General features: G+C 70.9%; 15 protein-coding genes and 2 pseudogenes. 8 read left to right on the top strand and 9 right to left on the bottom strand.

What is annotated here, in order from left to right:
* Nucleotides 1-2: 2 nt before the first annotated feature.
* From AB0I18_RS06640 to AB0I18_RS06620, 5 genes are read left to right on the top strand one after another with little or no spacing between them, the layout of a single operon-like run.
* Nucleotides 3-1,748, top strand: coding sequence for an iron ABC transporter permease (locus AB0I18_RS06640; protein WP_363104259.1), 1,746 nt, complete (start codon nt 3-5; stop codon nt 1,746-1,748).
* 20 nt (nt 1,749-1,768) lie between these two features.
* Nucleotides 1,769-2,572 (top strand): SDR family NAD(P)-dependent oxidoreductase, encoded by an 804-nt coding sequence (locus AB0I18_RS06635; RefSeq protein WP_363104258.1) that lies wholly within the window; start codon nt 1,769-1,771, stop codon nt 2,570-2,572.
* 38 nt (nt 2,573-2,610) lie between these two features.
* Entirely contained in the window at nt 2,611-3,813 is a 1,203-nt protein-coding gene (locus tag AB0I18_RS06630; protein WP_363104300.1) for an acyl-CoA dehydrogenase family protein, read from the top strand.
* Complete coding sequence (locus AB0I18_RS06625) at nt 3,810-4,862, top strand: phosphotransferase family protein (RefSeq protein WP_363104257.1); 1,053 nt, start codon at nt 3,810-3,812, stop codon at nt 4,860-4,862. Before AB0I18_RS06630 ends, AB0I18_RS06625 begins: the two co-directional genes overlap by 4 nt.
* Before the next feature lie 31 nt (nt 4,863-4,893).
* A complete protein-coding gene (locus AB0I18_RS06620; RefSeq protein ID WP_363104256.1) occupies nt 4,894-5,646 on the top strand; it encodes a glucose 1-dehydrogenase in 753 nt (250 codons plus the stop codon).
* 25 nt (nt 5,647-5,671) lie between these two features.
* Here the strand turns inward: AB0I18_RS06620 and AB0I18_RS06615 are convergent, their stop codons facing one another.
* The 5 genes from AB0I18_RS06615 to AB0I18_RS06595 all read right to left on the bottom strand — a co-directional run bounded on the left by AB0I18_RS06615 (nt 5,672) and on the right by AB0I18_RS06595 (nt 10,887).
* On the bottom strand, nt 5,672-6,985 hold the full coding sequence (locus AB0I18_RS06615) for an MFS transporter (RefSeq protein ID WP_363104255.1): 1,314 nt from the start codon (nt 6,983-6,985) through the stop codon (nt 5,672-5,674).
* Nucleotides 6,986-7,482: 497 nt separating this feature from the next.
* Nucleotides 7,483-8,838 (bottom strand): FAD-dependent monooxygenase, encoded by a 1,356-nt coding sequence (locus tag AB0I18_RS06610; RefSeq protein WP_363104299.1) that lies wholly within the window; start codon nt 8,836-8,838, stop codon nt 7,483-7,485.
* Between the two features lie 177 nt (nt 8,839-9,015).
* Nucleotides 9,016-9,147 carry a hypothetical protein gene (locus tag AB0I18_RS06605; RefSeq protein WP_363104254.1) on the bottom strand — a complete coding sequence of 44 codons (132 nt, stop codon included), beginning with the start codon at nt 9,145-9,147 and terminating at the stop codon, nt 9,016-9,018.
* A gap of 89 nt (nt 9,148-9,236) precedes the next feature.
* Nucleotides 9,237-9,932 carry a hypothetical protein gene (locus AB0I18_RS06600; RefSeq protein ID WP_363104253.1) on the bottom strand — a complete coding sequence of 232 codons (696 nt, stop codon included), beginning with the start codon at nt 9,930-9,932 and terminating at the stop codon, nt 9,237-9,239.
* Between the two features lie 553 nt (nt 9,933-10,485).
* On the bottom strand, nt 10,486-10,887 hold the full coding sequence (locus AB0I18_RS06595) for a RidA family protein (protein WP_363104252.1): 402 nt from the start codon (nt 10,885-10,887) through the stop codon (nt 10,486-10,488).
* 98 nt (nt 10,888-10,985) lie between these two features.
* Here AB0I18_RS06595 and AB0I18_RS06590 point away from each other — a divergent pair, with 98 nt between their 5' ends.
* The gene (locus tag AB0I18_RS06590) at nt 10,986-11,960 is read left to right on the top strand and encodes a WYL domain-containing protein (RefSeq protein WP_363104251.1); all 975 of its coding nucleotides are present in this window, start codon (nt 10,986-10,988) and stop codon (nt 11,958-11,960) included.
* Between the two features lie 63 nt (nt 11,961-12,023).
* Here AB0I18_RS06590 and AB0I18_RS06585 read toward each other — a convergent pair.
* Nucleotides 12,024-12,169: pseudogene (locus AB0I18_RS06585) on the bottom strand (IS5/IS1182 family transposase); the annotation flags it as partial.
* A gap of 110 nt (nt 12,170-12,279) precedes the next feature.
* On the opposite strand from AB0I18_RS06585, the gene AB0I18_RS06580 reads away from it, so the two are divergent.
* Together AB0I18_RS06580 and AB0I18_RS06575 are read left to right on the top strand one after the other, a co-directional pair.
* A complete protein-coding gene (locus tag AB0I18_RS06580) occupies nt 12,280-13,281 on the top strand; it encodes a zinc-binding dehydrogenase (protein WP_363104250.1) in 1,002 nt (333 codons plus the stop codon).
* Between the two features lie 167 nt (nt 13,282-13,448).
* Nucleotides 13,449-14,033, top strand: a complete 585-nt coding sequence (locus AB0I18_RS06575; RefSeq protein WP_363104249.1) for a GNAT family protein — start codon at nt 13,449-13,451, stop codon at nt 14,031-14,033.
* Here AB0I18_RS06575 and AB0I18_RS06570 read toward each other — a convergent pair.
* The 3 genes and pseudogenes from AB0I18_RS06570 to AB0I18_RS06560 form a co-directional block, all read right to left on the bottom strand.
* On the bottom strand, nt 14,030-14,446 hold the full coding sequence (locus AB0I18_RS06570) for a hypothetical protein (protein ID WP_363104248.1): 417 nt from the start codon (nt 14,444-14,446) through the stop codon (nt 14,030-14,032). The genes AB0I18_RS06575 and AB0I18_RS06570 overlap by 4 nt on opposite strands.
* Nucleotides 14,442-14,856: pseudogene (locus tag AB0I18_RS06565) on the bottom strand (IS5/IS1182 family transposase); the annotation flags it as partial. The gene AB0I18_RS06570 and the pseudogene AB0I18_RS06565, both read right to left, overlap by 5 nt.
* 25 nt (nt 14,857-14,881) lie before the next feature.
* Entirely contained in the window at nt 14,882-15,787 is a 906-nt protein-coding gene (locus AB0I18_RS06560; protein WP_363104247.1) for an AraC family transcriptional regulator, read from the bottom strand.
* Between the last annotated feature and the right edge of the window lie 36 nt (nt 15,788-15,823).

Here is a 15,823-nt window from a genome sequence, read left to right as displayed (position 1 = left end):
TCGTGGCCGCACCCACCGTACCCGCTCCCTCCCCCACGCCCACGACGACACCGCCGCCCGCGGCCCCGCCGGGCCCGACGGCGCTGAACCGTGCGCGGCGCCACCTGCCGCGGCTCGGCGCGCTCGCGTTCCTGGCCGCCATCGGCTACCTGGTGATCGCTCCCCTGGTGGGCCTGCAACGGCTGGCCTTCGAGGACGACGCCCGTGGCTACAGTGCCGCCTTCGACAGCCCGGACATGGCCGAGACGCTGCGCACGACGGCCGGGATGGCGCTGGGTTCGCTGGTCATCGCGCTCGTCCTCGGCACGTTCCTGGCCTGGGCGGCGACCCGTCTGCCACCCCGCCTGCGGCTGCTGCGCATCCTGCCCGTCCTGCCCATCGTGGTCCCGGCCGTGGCGGCGGTGACCGGCTGGGCGTTCCTGTTCTCGCCCCGCCCCGGCTACCTCAACGCGGCGCTGCGCAACCTGCCGTGGTGGAACCATCTCGACGAGGGCCCCGTCGACATCTACACGCTGCCGTGGATCGTGCTCATCACCGGCTTCGGCCTGACCGCCTTCGTCTACCTGTTCGTCAGCGCCGGCTTCGGCAACATCAACTCGGAGCTGATCGAGGCGGCGCAGGTCAGCGGATCGTCGCCGGCCGGGGTGTTCTTCCGGGTGACGCTGCCGCTCCTGCGACCGGTCCTGGTGTACGGGGGTTTCGTGGCCCTGCTCCTCGGACTCGGCCAGTTCACGGGACCGCTGCTGCTCGGCAGGAACAACGGTGTCAACGTACTCACCACCGACATGTACGTCGCCGTGTCGCAGAGCCCGGTCGACTACGGGAAGGCCGCCGCGATCGGCTCGCCGCTGCTGCTCTTCGGTATCGCCGTCGTCCTCTTCCAGAAGGTGATCCTCGGCGACCACAGCCGCTTCGTCACCCACGGCGGCAAGGCGTTCCGGTCCGGCGGGCGACCGTCGTGGGTAGCGGTCACCGGCATCGTCCTCTACGGCCTGGTGGCGCTCGCACTGCCGCTGGGCGCCCTCACGGTGGTGTCGCTATCCGCCTTCTGGAGTGGACGGATCGAGCCGAGCGGGTTCACGCTCGACAACTTCCGGCAGGTCTTCCAGGAGTCCGGGATCACCGACGCGATCCTCAACAGCCTCACCACCTCGGTCATCTCCGTCGCCATCGCGCTGCCGCTCGGGTTCATCGCCGCCTCGCTGCTGCTCAAGGCGCGCCGGTTCCGCATCATCCGGGCCACGGTCGACTTCGTCGTCGCGATGCCCCTCGGAATCCCCGCGGTGGTCTTCGGCGCCGGCTTCCTGCTGACGTACAGCCGCGAGCCGTTCATCCTGTACGGCACCCGCACGGTGATCGTCCTCGTCTACGTGACACTGATGCTGCCCTTCGCCACCCGGATGCAGCTGTCCGGAATGGTGGCACTCGGCGACACGTACCAGGAGGCGTCGCGGACCAGCGGGGCGGGCGCGCTGCGGACCAACACCGAGATCGTGCTGCCGCTGCTGCGCCCCACGCTCGCGGGCGCCGCAGCACTGATGTTCGTGCTGCTCACCCATGAGTTCACCGCCTCGCTGCTGGTACGAGCACCCACGACGCAGGTCATGGGGACCATCCTGTTCGACTACTGGTCCAACGGCTCCTATCCGCTGGTCGCGGCCATCGCGCTCGTCATGACGCTGGTGACCTCCGCGGGCGTCTTCGTCGCCATGTCCGTCGCGGGCTCCGACATCTTCGAGAAGCTGTGAGCGGGGGCGGGGACATGGGCATGGGCTCGCTCGACGGCAAGACGGTCCTCGTGACCGGCGCCGGCCAGGGCATCGGACAGGCGATCGCCGTGGAGATGGCGCGCCGGGGCGCGGCGGCGGTCGCGGTCGCCGACCGGAACGAGGCGACCGCGGCCGGGACGGCCGACCTCGTACGCGCCGCCGGGGCCGAGGCGGAGGCGATCGTCTGCGATCTGCGCGACCGCGACCACATCGAGGCGATGGTGGCCCGCGCGGCGGAACGGTTCCGCGGGCTCGACGTCCTCGTCAACAACGCCGGGGTGGTCGAATCCTCGCTGGTGGACCGGCCGGCGGACCGCGCGGTCGACGCGCTGCCCGAAGAGGTCTGGGACGCGGTCTACGAGGTCAACCTCAAGGCCGTCTGGCTCGCGACGAAGTTCGCCGCGCCACACCTGCGGCGTTCCACCCGCGGCCCCTCGATCGTCAACACGGCCTCGGTGTCCGGGCTCACCGGTTTCCCCCTGGCCCCCGTCTACGGCACCACCAAAGCGGGCGTCATCCACCTCACCAAGGTCACCGCCGTCGACCTGGCGCCGGTGCGCTGCAACTGCTTCTGCCCCGGCGTCATCGAGACGCCCCTGGCGCGGGACTTCTTCGAGGCGGCCGACGACCGCGAAGCCATGGAGCGGGAGTTGACCGCTCCGCAGCTCGTGCGGCGACTCGGACGGCCGGAGGAGGTGGCGAAGCTCGCCTGCTTCCTGGCCTCCGACGACGCGGCGTTCATCACCGGCACGTCGTACGTCATCGACGGCGGCGCGCTGGCCTGGCGCGGGGTCAGGGAGTGACCTCGTACACCACCCAGTACAGGATCGAGAGGGACCGTATGGCCATCGAGTTCGGCATCGACCGGGAGGTCGCCGACATCGCGCGGCGGACCGCCGACTTCGTCCGGGCGACCGTGCTGCCCGCGGAGGAGGACTGCTACGGGGACGTGCACGCCGGCCCTGAGTCGCTGAGGCGCGAGCTGCAGGCGGCGGCCCGCGGGGCGGGGGTGTTCGCTCCCCATGTCCCGCAGCGGTGGGGAGGGCTCGGTCTGGATCTGCGCGGTCAGGCGGTCGTCTTCGAGGCGGCGGGATATTCGCTGCTGGGCCCGCTGGCCCTGAACTGCGCGGCGCCCGACGAGGGCAACATGCATCTGCTCGAAGCGGTCGCCACCGAAGAGCAGAAGACCCGCTTCCTCGCTCCCCTGGCGGCCGGTGGGACGCGGTCGTGCTTCGCGATGACCGAGCCCTCCCCCGGCGCCGGCTCCGACCCGCGGGCGCTCGCCACGACGGCGGTCCGGGTCCCCGGCGGCTGGCGGATCAACGGCCGCAAGTGGTTCATCAGCGGAGCGGACGGGGCGGCGTTCGCCATCTGCATGGCGCGCACCAGCGGGGAGCCCGGTGATCCGGGCGGGGCGACGATGTTCCTGGTCGGCGCCGACAACCCGGGCATGAAGGTGGTCAGGAACATCGGCACCCTGGACCGGGGCCTGTTCGCCGGTCACAGCGAACTCGCCTTCGACGACTGCGAGGTGACCGACGACGCGGTGCTCGGCGAGGCCGACAAGGGATTCGAGTACGCACAGGTGCGTCTCGGACCCGCCCGGCTGACCCACTGCATGCGGTGGCTCGGGGTGGCCCGCCGGGCGCAGGACATCGCCCTGGACCGGGCCGCCGCGCGTACGGCCTTCGGCGGGCCGTTGGCCGAACTCGGCATGGTGCAGCAGCAGTTGGCCGACTCGGAGATCGACATCGAGACGAGCCGGGCGGTGCTCTGGCGTGCCTGCTGGGAGCTCGACCAGGGCCGAACCGGCGCGCAGCACACCTCCATCGCGAAGACCTTCGTGTCCGAGGCCGTGAACCGGGTCGTGGACCGCGCGGTCCAGGTCTGCGGGGCGCTCGGCATCTCCGAGGACACGCCGCTGGCCGCCCTCTACCGCGAAGTCCGGCCCTTCCGCATCTATGACGGACCGTCGGAGACCCACCGGTGGGCCATCGCCAAACGCGCGGTCCGGGCCGCACGGGAGCGAGGGGGTGTGCGGTGACGGCCGCCGGCGGCTCAACCGTGGCCGGGGTCGACCTGCCCGCGCTGCAGCGCTTCTTCCGGCGCGAAGTCCCGCAGTGCACCGGCCCCTTGGACATCCGCCCGCTGCTCGGCGGGCGGTCCAATCTCACGTACCTCGTGACCGACGGCCCGCACCGCTGGGTGCTGCGCAGGCCACCGCTGGGCACGCTCACCCCGACCGCGCACGACATGGACCGCGAGTACCGCGTCATGGCCGCGCTCACCGCCACCGATGTCCCGGTGCCGCGGACCGTGCTCTCCTGCACCGACGAGTCGGTGATCGGCACGCCGTTCACCGTCGTGTCCTTCGTCGACGGTGACGTGCTGCGGGACGGCGAACAGGCGGCCGGGCTGTCCGCCGAGGACGCCAGGCGGTGCTCCGAGGCGCTGGTCGACCAGCTCGCCGCGCTGCACGCGCTCGATCCGGACGAGGTCGGGCTGGGCGGATTCGGGCGCCCGGCCGGATACGTGGAGCGCCAGGTGCGGCGGTGGCGCGGCCAGTGGGACCGGGTCACCACCCGCGAACTGCCCGAACTGGACGCGCTGCACAGGAAGTTGGAACGGGGACTGCCGCCCGCGCGGGACGACGGGTCGGCCTCGGCGATCCTGCACGGGGACTACCGGCTGGACAACGTCATCCTGACCGCCGGCGACCCGGGGCGGATCGCGGCGATCGTCGACTGGGAGATGGCCGCGCTGGGCGATCCGCTCGCCGACCTCGGCCTGCTCCTCGTCTACTGGGACCCGGTGTGCGAGCCGGTCCTCGGCGGGGAGCACGTCCCGACGGCCAACCCGGGCTTCCTCTCCGCACCCGAGCTGGCGGAACGGTACGCGGCGCGGTCCGGCCGCGATGTCTCCGCGCTGCCGTTCCACCAGGCCCTCGGGTACTTCAAGCTGGCGGTCATCGCGGAGGGCATCCACGCCCGCCATCTCGCCGGACGCACCGTCGGCCCGGGCTTCGACCGGGTCGGTTCGGCGGTGCCCGCGCTGCTGCGCTCCGGTCTGTCGATCGATGTGCCGCGCACCTGAGAAAAGGGATGTGTTGAACAGTGGTGGAGTGGTGAGCAAAGACCGACTCTCGGAGAAGGTGGCGCTGGTGACCGGTGCCACCGGAGGCATCGGCGAGGCGATCGTGCGACGGCTGGCGGCCGAGGGTGCGACCGTCGTGGTCACCGATCTCGACGCGGACCGGTGCGAGAAGCTCGCCGCGGAGCTGCCGGGCGGTGCAGTGGGACTGCGCCTGGACGTCACCGACGAGACGGCCTGGGAGGCGGTCGTCGCCCATGTGAGCGACCGGCTGGGAAGTCTGTCGGTCCTGGTCAACAACGCGGGCATCGCCGCGATGGGCACGGTGGAGACCGAGACCCGGGAGACCTGGGACCAGGTGATCGGGGTGACGCAGACGGGCGTGTGGCTCGGCATGAAGCACGGCGGCGCGGCCATCGAGCGGTCCGGCGGCGGCTCCGTCGTCAACATCGCCTCGATCTTCGGTACCGTCGGCGGCTTCGGCGCCCAGTTCTCGTACCACGCGGCCAAGGGCGCGGTACGGCTGATGACCAAGAACGCGGCGCTGCACTGGGGCGCGCGCGGTGTACGGGTCAACTCGCTGCATCCCGGCTTCATCGAGACGCCCCTGTCACGGGAGCTGTGGCGGGGCACCCCACGGCTCACCGCGATGATCGAGGGCACCCCACTCGGCCGGCTGGGCAGGACCGAGGAGGTGGCGGGCGCCGTGGCGTTCCTCGCCTCGGACGACGCGGGCTTCATGACCGGCTCGGAGCTCTACGTCGACGGAGGCTGGACCGCCCGCTGAACCACTGGAACCAGGCCGGCGCCCCCTACACGTCCTTGCGGACGGTGAGCAGGGCACCGATCCCGATCACGCAGACCACCATGACGAAGAACGCCGGGGAGATCTGGTTCCCGGTCCGCTGGACCAGGAAGGTCGCGATGTACGGAGCCGTACCGCCCGCGAGGACGGTGCCGATGTTGTACCCGATGGCCATGCCGGTGTAGCGGACCCGGCGTTCGAACAGATGCGGCCACAGACTGGCCGCCGGAACCTGCACGAACGCGCTGCTCAGCATGAAGAGCAGGTAGGCCAGGCCGGCCAGAGCCAGGCTGTCCCGGCCCATGAGCAGCATCGCAGGGTAGGCGGTCACCAGGAATCCCAGCAACCCGGACAGCAGGATGCGCCGGGAGCCGAACCGGCCGGCGAGCCGGCCGGCCGGCACCATGAGCAGCACGGTGACGAGCACGACGCCCGCGCTCAGCCAGAGCACCTGCGTGGAGTCGTACCCCAGGTCGTTGGTCAGATGGATGCCGATGTACGTCAGACCGAGGAAGACGGCGCCGCCCTGCGCCATGGACAGACCGATGGACTGCAGCAGCGCCGCGCGGTGGGTGGCCAGGACCTCCCGGATCGGAGCCGTGGGGATGTCGGCGCGCTGTGCGGCCTCCTCGAACTCCGGCGTGTCCTCGATCCGCAGCCGGGCCCACAGGCAGAACAGGGTGAGCGGCACGGCCATCAGGAAGGGCAGCCGCCAGCCCCAGTCGGCCATCTGGTCCTTGGTGGCGAGCGCGGAGATCACCCCGGCCGTGGCGGCCGCGAACATGAACCCGAGGTTGGACCCGATGGGCGTGACGGCACCGAGGAAGGCCCGCCGCTGAGGCGGCGCGGACTCGTAGATGTAGGTGTAGGCGCCGACCGACTCGCCGCCCGTGGATATGCCCTGCACCAGCCGGGCGAGGAGGAGCAGCACGGCGGCGGCCACGCCGATCTGGCTGTAGGTCGGCAGCAGGCCCGTGATGCTGCTGGCCACTCCCATGCACAGCACCGAGGAGACCAGCGCCTTGCGCCGGCCCCATCGGTCGCCGATCCACCCGAAGAACACACCGCCGACCGGCCGCACCACAAGGCCGGTGGCGAACACCGCGAGCGCCGCCAGGAGCGAGGCCGCCGGATCGTCACTCGGGAAGAACTGCGGAGCGATCACTACGGCGAGATAGCCGTAGACGCTGAAGTCGTAGTACTCGATCAGGGTGCCGAGGCTGCCGGCGAGCATCGCGCGGCGCACCGTACGCGGATCGTAGGCCGCTGACTCGGTCCCTGAGTCCGCCCCTGATGTGGCGGAACGCTGAATGGCGCTCATGCTCCGACTCTCCTTCCCGCGGCACGGTCCCGTACCCTGCCACCGCTCGGGACGGTACAGAACTGAACTCAGTACAGCTAGCCTTGATGCAGGAGTTTTCCCGGGGGGCGGACACGGAAAGACGGGACGGAGGCCGTACGCACAGGACAGACACGGCAAGAGGCGGGCCCTGTAACCAGGCCTTCCTTCTTCATGACACCGAGGCGCCGCGCGAAATGGTCACCGCATCGACACACTGCGACCGCTTCACGATTTGAATTGGATTCAGTTTACTTACTGGTACTCGTGTCTACTTTGCCGCCATCGCCTTCCATGGGTGACGAGCCCCTGGCAGCCGGTCGGCTGCGTACGTCTCAACGGGCTCTGGTCCGCTTTCCGCGGAGGGCTCACCGACCGTAATGTCAGTGGCATGGGCTGAGATGGCCGCGCTCTGTCAGCCGCCTGGTGGGAGATCGTTCCAAGACAGGCCGAAAGACGCCGTCGGCTGCCGGCCCCGCTCAGGCCCCCGGTTCCTCCGGTGTCGCCGGCGGCTCGGTGGGCGTCGGCGCGGGCGGGCGGAAGAGGACGGCCCGGGCCACGGGCGGGGCGAACAGAGCGGTGACAGGCGCGGAGAGGGTCAGCACCGAGCGGAAGGCGCGCCCCACGACGGCGTCGCCGCCATAGCGCTCCTGCACGCGCCGCAGATACCAGTCGGCGACGCTGTCCGCGGGCCCGACGGCGACCGCGTTGCCGACCGCGCCCGGCATCTTGCGGTCCGCTCCGGCGGAGATGTCCCACGCCTGCCGGGACGCCGCGAGGAGTGCCCGCTGCACGTGCCGCGTCGTGGGGGTCCGGCGCGGATCGGCCAGTGCGTCGCGCAGGGCGACCGCGCTCATCGCGGCGACGGCCATGCCCTGCCCGTAGATCGGGTTGAAGGTGCACACGGCGTCGCCGGTGGCGAGGAATCCGGCCGGGCGGCGGCCGGGCAGATCGTAGCGGCGTCGGACATTCGCGGTCCGCCGGTAGCCGAACGCCGGCGTGAGCGGTTCCGCCTCGTCCAGCCACCGGTGCAGGAGCGGATGCGGCAGCCTCTTGGTGTACGTGACGAACTCGTCGTCGTCCGTGGGCGGTTCGTCGCCGCGCAGCCCCGACACGATGACCAGATGGGTGCCGTCCTCCAGCGGCAGCGCACCGCCGCCGTGGACCTGGGCGGGGCCGGGGTAGACGAAGTAGCCGACGGTGTCGCCGTCGAGGACACCGCGCCTGCCGCGGTAGACGCGCGAGGCGTACGCGAGTCCGGTGTCGATGGTCTCCTCGTGCGCGGCCTCGGCCCCGATCGCCGTCAGCCACTGCGGGGCCTTCGTGCCGCTGCCGGAGGCGTCGACGACCAGGTCGGCCTCAAGGGCCCGCTGCTCCTCGCGGGCGTCGCCGGAGCGGTCCCGCAACAGCACTCCCCGTACGCGCGAGGCGTCACCGAGGAGCCCGACGGCATCAGACCCCTCCACCACGCTGATCACCGGGTTGGCCAGAACCCACCGCCGCACCAACTCCTCGAGCTGCGCCCGGGAACCGGTGTAGATGTGCGTCGTCGCGGGCAGCCGCCGCAACCAGCGCCCGGACTGCCACAGCACCAGGTCCGACGGCATGCCCACCCGCGGCGCCCCCGCCGCCCGCAGCTCCGCCGGGAGGCCCGGCAGCAGCGACTCCAGGGCCATCTGCCCGCCCTCCAGCAGGACATGTGGATGCCGGCCCTGCGGTACCCCTGGCCGCGGCTTCAGGCCGTCCGGAAACCGGTCGCGTTCGACGACGGTCACCCGGTCGGCATGCCCGGCGAGGACGTGTGCCGCGAGCAGCCCCGCGAGGCTCCCGCCCACGACGACCGCATGCCGTCCGCCCCGGTCGCCGCCCACGCCCCAACGGCCCGTCTCTCCGGCAGAGTTCACCGATCCGCTCCCCTGGTCGCCACGTCGTGAGAAGCACCAGTATCCCGCTCCGCAGGGCCAGTTGACCGTGTTCCGGCCGTTCTGCGCGTCCCGAACACACCCGCCGGATCACTCCCCCGGCCCCGCCGTCAGGCCACGCGGCAGCAGGGTGCCAACGAACTTCTGCGCGTCCGGTTCCTTGATCAGATTCCCTGGGCGGACGTCGAGCAGCCACAGACTGCCGTCGGGCGGCACCGCCACGAAGTCCGGTCCGGGAGGCGGCAGCCGCGGCGGCCCTGCGGTGGGTGGCGCGGTGTTCCCGTCGCAGGGCCGATATCAGCCGTGTGCGGCTACTTCGTCGGCAAGGCCGTGTCCAGGAGCTGCCTTACCGCGGTCGCGTTCTTGCCGTGGGCTTCCTTCTCCAGGCCCGCAAGTGCGCCGGCACTCTCGCCGGTGCCAGTTCGCCCGGCGCTCTCGCCGGTGCCGACCGTCCCGTCGTCGTAGGGCATCGCGTGCATGGTGGTGCCCCACTTGCCGTCATCGCCCTTCACCAGCAAGGCGATGTACTTGTGGCCCTCCTCGTAGCGGGGCTCGCCCTGCCAGGCGAACTCCCGCTCACCGCTGCCCTCCCACCACCAGCCCAACAGCTCGGCCGGGTAGGTCTCCGGCGCGGCCTCGGCACCGGGCTTGGACCACAGCACCTGATCGACCTTCAGCGTCGCGGTGCGCGGGATGTGCCCTTCGCCGTTGTCCTTCTCGTCCTCCGGCACGGCACCCCTGCGTTCGCTGCCGGGCACCATCTCGATCACGACGGCGTGGTCGCCGTGGGTGACCCAGTCGGACGCGGTCAACGTCGGGAAGGCCTCTGACATGTTGGCCGCGACTGCCGACGGCCCCTCGTGGCCGCCGTTGGCCGTGGCGACGCCGGCGAAAGTTCCTCCTGCCACGGCCGCCACCGCGACAGCAAGGACGGTCAGGCGCCCGCGCCGGGTCGCGGGCAGCCACCGCCGACCCGCAGCAGGCTGGTCACTCTTCGCGCGCGACATGAAATGGCTCCCCCTTGTGTGTCCGGTGCGGCCCGCCGTCTCAACGCCCGCCCTCGCAACTGTCGTAGCTGCCGCCGTCGATAGCCCAGGATCGCGCGCCCCCGGCCAACGCGCCATCGCCGCATGCGCCAAGCAGCACGGCGCGAAGTCCCCCGGGCCGTCAAGGGCGGCGCCGCGATGCCGGGCACCCGCACGCCGGGCGACGCGGGCCCGTTCGGGCTCCAGGTGGATTGCCCCGCGAGGTTGGGGACGCGGCGGACGACGTGGCGGAGCCGACGCCCGGTCAGGCACGGGTACGGAAGCCGGTGGCGCGATCAACGAACTCGGCGGCGCAGCGCAGGCCGAGGGCCGCGGGCCTGGTGGAGGCTGAGGCCGCGGCGCATGTTCCGCACGGCCTTGCGGATACGGGTGGAGGCGACGCCTTCCCTGTGGTCCGCTGCCCGGCCGAAGGTCACGCACGCCTCCTCGACGCCCCGTAGGCGAGCCGCGTGCGCTCGCCTACGAGACGGCCCTTGCCTGAGCGACATGTTGCCCGGACGCGGGAGGCGGTGAGTCAGGGGCGGGCGGCGACGGCCTCGACCTCGAACAGCACGTCAGGCGCAGCCAGGCTCGCGACACCGATGAGGGTTTGCGTGGGCGGTCTCGTGCCCCAGCCCTCCTGCACGGCCCCGGCGATCGGCCCAAGCTTGCTGACGTCATGGTTCACCACATACGTCCTGAGCTGGACGACGTGGCTGAGGTCGAGCCCATGGGCGGCAAGAGCGACGCCGATGTTGTGGAAGGTCTGCTTCACCTGCTCGGCGAAGTCGGTCGAGACAACCGCCCCGTCCGGGCCCGATCCGTACTGGCCCGCGACAATCACCAGTTCCGTACCTGCGGGGACGATGGCGGTGTGGCTGTAGCCGAACGGGACCGGGTCGTGCAAACCGTCCGGATTGACAATGGCGTGTGCCATGTAGCTCACCTCTCGTATGCGATGGGGCTTTGTCACGCCGGTAAGCCTCCCAACCAATACACGACATCCCATGTCACGTATACCGGTAGAGTTTTCGTATGCGCGCCGACCGGTTGGTATCGCTGGTACTGCTGCTGCGGCAGCACGGTCGGCTGTCCGCGACCGCGCTGGCCCGCGAGCTGGAGGTGTCCACCCGCACCGTGCTGCGCGACATCGAGGCGCTGTCCGCAGCCGGCGTCCCGGTCTACGCCGAACGCGGTCGGCACGGCGGTTTCGCGTTGCTGCCCGGTTTCCAGACCGAGCTCACCGGACTGAACCACGACGAGGCACTCGCCCTGCTGGTCGCCGGATCGCGGCGCGGCGCGCAGGTATTCGGACTCGGGGCGGCACTCGCCTCGGCTATGCGCAAGGTGGTCGACGCGCTGCCCGAAAGCTATCGGGCCACCGCGGCCGGCGCGGCTCAGCGACTGCTCATCGACCCGCAGACCGACCTCCTCGCGCGTCGGCCGGTTGCCGAGGAGGTGCCCGACACCGTCGTGGCCGAGGTCCGGCGCGCGGTGTTCTCCGGACACAAGCTGCGCATCCACTACGCGGCGGTGGACCGGACCCCGAAGTGGCGCACGGTGGACCCGATCGGCCTGGTCACCGTGCGCCACCAGGGCTACCTGCTGGCCACGCGGTCCGGCGCGGACCGCACCTACCGGCTGTCCCGCATCCTGGCCGCCGAGGAACTGGCCGAACCGGCACAGCGACCGGACCAGGTCGATCTGGACCGGGCCTGGCAGGAACGCAGCACACGGTTTCGGACCGGCGGTGACCAAGTCACCGTGCTGGTACGGGTGAACCCGGCACGGCGCGAGGACCTGGTGGGCACCGCGCTGGCCGTCCTCGCCGAGGAAACCGACGCTGACGGCCTGCTGCGGCTGGAGGTGACCTTCCAAGATCCGAGACATGCCGAATGGGCACTGTGGCAGCTCGCCACGAACGCGGAAGCCCTGGCCCCGCAGTGGCTGCGCACCTCCCTGCGCAACCGCGCCGCCGCGATCGCCACCCGCTACGGAGAGTCATCCTGAGAGCAGTCGCCTGCTGCGGTACGCCACCGAAGCCGACAAACGCCGGGTCCGGTGGGCGGGGTCCGGTGGGCGTCCGCCGGTGGAACCGCGGTGCAGCCGGTGCCCGGCCTGGTCGTGCCTTTCCGGCATGGTTTACGGGGTCCGGCCCGGCGTCGCAGATAGGCGCGGATGCGGCGCGAGGAGTAGGGACGGCCGGCAAGGACTTGGTCGGTGGTGAATCTCAACAGACGGAAAACCGGGGCGAGTCGGGAATGCAGCCGCAGCGGCTGCATGTTGACCACCGCTGACCGACTCTCCTCCCCCGGGAAGAAGGCAGGCCATGACGTCCTCGCCGACCACTATGCGCGCCGTCCGGCTCTCCGCCCCCGGCCCCGTGGACAACCTGCGGCTGACCACGCTCCCGCTCCCGCCCGAGAGGGACGGCTGGGTACGCATCCGCGTCGAGGCGTTCGGCCTCAACCGCTCGGAGCTGAAGCTTCGGCTCGGTGTGAGCGTGGGCGTCAGTTTTCCCCGGGTGCCGGGTATCGAGGCCGCCGGCACCGTCGACGCGGCCCCGGTCGGCAGCGGGCTGGCTCCCGGTCAGAAGGTCGTCGCGATGATGGGGGACATGGGGCGCACCTTCGACGGCGGCTACGCCGAGTACACGTCGGTGCCGCTGTCCCAGGTCATCCCCGTCGACACCGACCTGCCGTGGGATGTGCTGGGCGCCCTGCCGGAGATGGTGCAGACCGCTTACGGCTCGCTCACCATCGGCCTGGACCTGAAGCACGGTCAGTCCGTACTGATCCGTGGCGGCACCTCCTCGGTGGGCCTGGCAGCCGCCGCGCTGGCCACCTGGCGTGGCGCCACGGTGCTGTCCACCACCCGGCGGGCCGACCGCATCCCGCTGCTGAAGGAGCACGGTGTCGACCACCCTCTGCTCGACACCGGCGAGCTCGCGCCCGCCGTGCGCGAGCTGTACCCGGACGGCGTCGACGCCGCCCTCGATCTCGTCGGCACGCCGACCCTGCCCGACACCTTGCGCGCGGTGCGCGTGCACGGAACGGTCTGCTTCGGTGGCAGCCTCTCCAACCAGTGGACGGTGCGGGACTTCTCCCCGAACGAGTACCTGCCGAAGGGCGTCCGCCTGTCCGGCTACTTCGGCGACGCCGCCGACCTGCCCAGGGAAGCCCTCCAGGAGATCCTCGACGCCGTCGCGGCCGGCCGGCTGGCCTTCCCCGTGGACCGCGTCTACGACGGCCTGGAGCAAGTGCCGCAGGCCCACGACGACATGGAGCACGACCGCGCCACCGGCAAACTCGTCGTCCGCGTCCGGCATTAGGACATGCTCAAAATGTTGATCAAGGTCGTGGAACGATCTCCGCGTGGCTCGTGGAGACCTGAGAGGTCGTCAAGTCCGTCTGGTAGGCGGCGCCTTGGTCGTGAGGGCCGGACCAGGACCGGATATTCGGTGTTCCGCCCGCCCCGTGGGGACACAAGATGGTGCGCATGACCTTGGCCACCCCTACGCTGCACACCGCTCGCCTGCGACTGCGCGCCTTCACCGACGCCGACGCGGACCCCCTCTTCGCGCTGCACAGCAACACCTACGTGATGCGCTACTGGGACTCCCCGCCGTGGACCGAACGGGCCCGCGCCGAGCGCTTCATCGCGATGTGCCGGACGATGGCGGACGAAGGCACCGGGGCGCGGGTGGCCATCGACCGTGCTTCTGATGGGGCCTTCGTCGGCTGGTGCGGTCTGACCGGATGGAACCCGGACTACCGCAGCGCGTCGTTGGGCTATGTCCTCGACGATGCGATGTGGGGCCACGGCTATGCGACGGAGGCCGCGCACGCCGTGCTGCAGTGGGCATTCGACACACTGGACCTCAATCGGGTTCAGGCCGAGACCGATACGCGCAACGTGGCATCTGCCCGGGTTCTGGAGAAGATCGGATTCGCGCGTGAAGGGACGTTGCGGGAAGACTGCGTGGTGAACGGCGAGGTATCCGACTCGTGGGTGTTCGGGTTGATCAGGCGAGAGTGGCGGCCGTCGGCTGTGCCGAGTCCAGCCCGCGAAGTGCGACGTTAAGTCCGTTTCCGGTAGAGACCGCGTCCGGGGTGAGTGAGGAAGCCTTGCCGGATGGGGCGTCCAAGGCGGCTGCGGGTGACGTTCACGGCCGGGGCGTCGGTGCGCATGCCGAGGAGTTCGCGTAGATCACAGACCCGGAACGCCTGATCGGGGTGGGTGTTGAAGGCGTTCACGATGACCTGGTAGGCGGTGGTCAACTCAGGCGGTTCGGGTTCGGTCCCGATCGGGGCGAGTTTCGCGATGACCTTGCGGGGCGTGACGAGTTCCGCCAGACGCGCATCGGTCTCGGACAGGCCGGCGTTCAGGTGCTCGATCTGGTCGCGCGGTTCGCCGGCCCGGGTGGCGGCCTCGGCCTGCCGGGCCTGGAGATCTGCCAGGAGTTCGATGACGTTCACGCGCCGCCACGAAGTCATCGCGCCAAGCTGGTGCAGGCGTCGTGAGGCGGCGGGCCATGTTCGCGGTGGACGCCCAGCAGACGGGCAAGGCGGCATTGTCGGGCCGGTGGTCGTGCTCGTGGGCCAGACGCCGGTGCAACATCAACGTGCCGTTGACCTGCTCCACCACCCATCTCTTCGGTTGCGGAACGAAGCCCTTGCCGTGATCGGCGGGGCCCGGCCGGCGGCGTTGTCGTGGGCCGAGGCAGCCGGCACGACGACGCCGATGATCAGGCGCAGCATGTCGACGGCCAGTCCCCCGCTTGCGGGCCCGGAGTCCTTTTGTTCGCGTCCAGGCCGGTCGTGGTCTGCGGGACACCCGCGACCGCGTGCACTGACTGCGTGTCGATGACCACGAGGGACGGGTCCTCTCATCGGTGGGCCTTCTCAGCGCACCGCTTGCCGGTCGGCGGCTCAGGGAAGGACGCCCGCGGGGGTCCGCACGCCGTGCCGCAGACGGGCGGCGTCCTGGCTGGGCGGTGCACCGAACTGGCGGCGGTACTCCCGGCTGAACTGTGACGCATTGTCATAGCCGACGCGGTGGCCGACCCCGGTGACGTCGCCCGGGTGGGTGGCGAGCAGCAGTCGGGCCTCCTGCAGCCGGATCTGCTTCTGGAACTGGATGGGGCTCATCGCGGTCACTGCCTGGAAGTTGCGGTAGAAGGCGGACACGCTCATGCCGGACAGGCGTGCCACATCCTCGACCCGGAAGGGCTCGGCGTAGTGTTCGCGGATCCACCGCACGGCCCGGGAGATATGGCTGAGGCCGCTGTCGGCGAGGCCGAGCTGGCGAACCGTCGCCCCCTGCTCGCCGGTGATCACGCGCCACAGGATCTCGCGTTTGACCAGCGGGGCCAGTACGGCCCGGTCGCGGGATTCGTCGAGCAGGCGCAGCAGCCGCACCACCGCGTCGAGCAGTGCGGCCGGTGCGTCGCTCACGGCGATCCCCGACGGCGCGCCTCCACCGATGCGGGGAGTGTCTCCGGGCCCGGCCTGCAGCAACAATTCGGCGACGGCGGGCGGTTCCAGCGTGAGGCCGAAGCCCAGCGCCGGCTGCTCGGGGTCGGCCTGGGTGAACTGCCCGGTGACGGGCAGGTCGACGGACGCCACCAGGTACTGCCCGGCGCCGTACTCGTAGACCCTCTCGCCCAGCGCGAGGCGTTTGGCGCCCTGGGCGATGACCGCGAGCACCGCCCCGGACATGGAGGGCGCCGGCGGATCCGACCGGTCGACCTTCGAGATCAGGACGCCGTCGAGGGCCGTGGTCCAGTCGGGGCGGGCATGCCGGGCCAGCAGCGTGCGCAGTTCTTCGAGGTACATGCGTCCATTGCAGCACCCTTCGATGCCCGTGCTCCC

The organism is Streptomyces sp. NPDC050704 (assembly GCF_040654355.1).
Taxonomy (GTDB): domain Bacteria; phylum Actinomycetota; class Actinomycetes; order Streptomycetales; family Streptomycetaceae; genus Streptomyces.
Note: the sequence above shows the minus strand (reverse complement) of the source record. Positions and strands in the feature narration are given on the sequence as shown.

What these genes read in the sequence shown, in the direction of transcription:
- AB0I18_RS06600 (WP_363104253.1), bottom strand. Translation starts at nt 9,932, where the DNA reads ATGTCGCGCGCGAAGAGTGACCAGCCTGCTGCGGGTCGGCGGTGGCTG.
- AB0I18_RS06635 (WP_363104258.1), top strand. Translation starts at nt 1,769, where the DNA reads ATGGGCTCGCTCGACGGCAAGACGGTCCTCGTGACCGGCGCCGGCCAG.
- AB0I18_RS06560 (WP_363104247.1), bottom strand. Translation starts at nt 15,787, where the DNA reads ATGTACCTCGAAGAACTGCGCACGCTGCTGGCCCGGCATGCCCGCCCC.
- AB0I18_RS06630 (WP_363104300.1), top strand. Translation starts at nt 2,611, where the DNA reads ATGGCCATCGAGTTCGGCATCGACCGGGAGGTCGCCGACATCGCGCGG.
- AB0I18_RS06570 (WP_363104248.1), bottom strand. Translation starts at nt 14,446, where the DNA reads ATGACTTCGTGGCGGCGCGTGAACGTCATCGAACTCCTGGCAGATCTC.
- AB0I18_RS06615 (WP_363104255.1), bottom strand. Translation starts at nt 6,985, where the DNA reads ATGAGCGCCATTCAGCGTTCCGCCACATCAGGGGCGGACTCAGGGACC.
- AB0I18_RS06595 (WP_363104252.1), bottom strand. Translation starts at nt 10,887, where the DNA reads ATGGCACACGCCATTGTCAATCCGGACGGTTTGCACGACCCGGTCCCG.
- AB0I18_RS06575 (WP_363104249.1), top strand. Translation starts at nt 13,449, where the DNA reads ATGACCTTGGCCACCCCTACGCTGCACACCGCTCGCCTGCGACTGCGC.
- AB0I18_RS06590 (WP_363104251.1), top strand. Translation starts at nt 10,986, where the DNA reads ATGCGCGCCGACCGGTTGGTATCGCTGGTACTGCTGCTGCGGCAGCAC.
- AB0I18_RS06580 (WP_363104250.1), top strand. Translation starts at nt 12,280, where the DNA reads ATGACGTCCTCGCCGACCACTATGCGCGCCGTCCGGCTCTCCGCCCCC.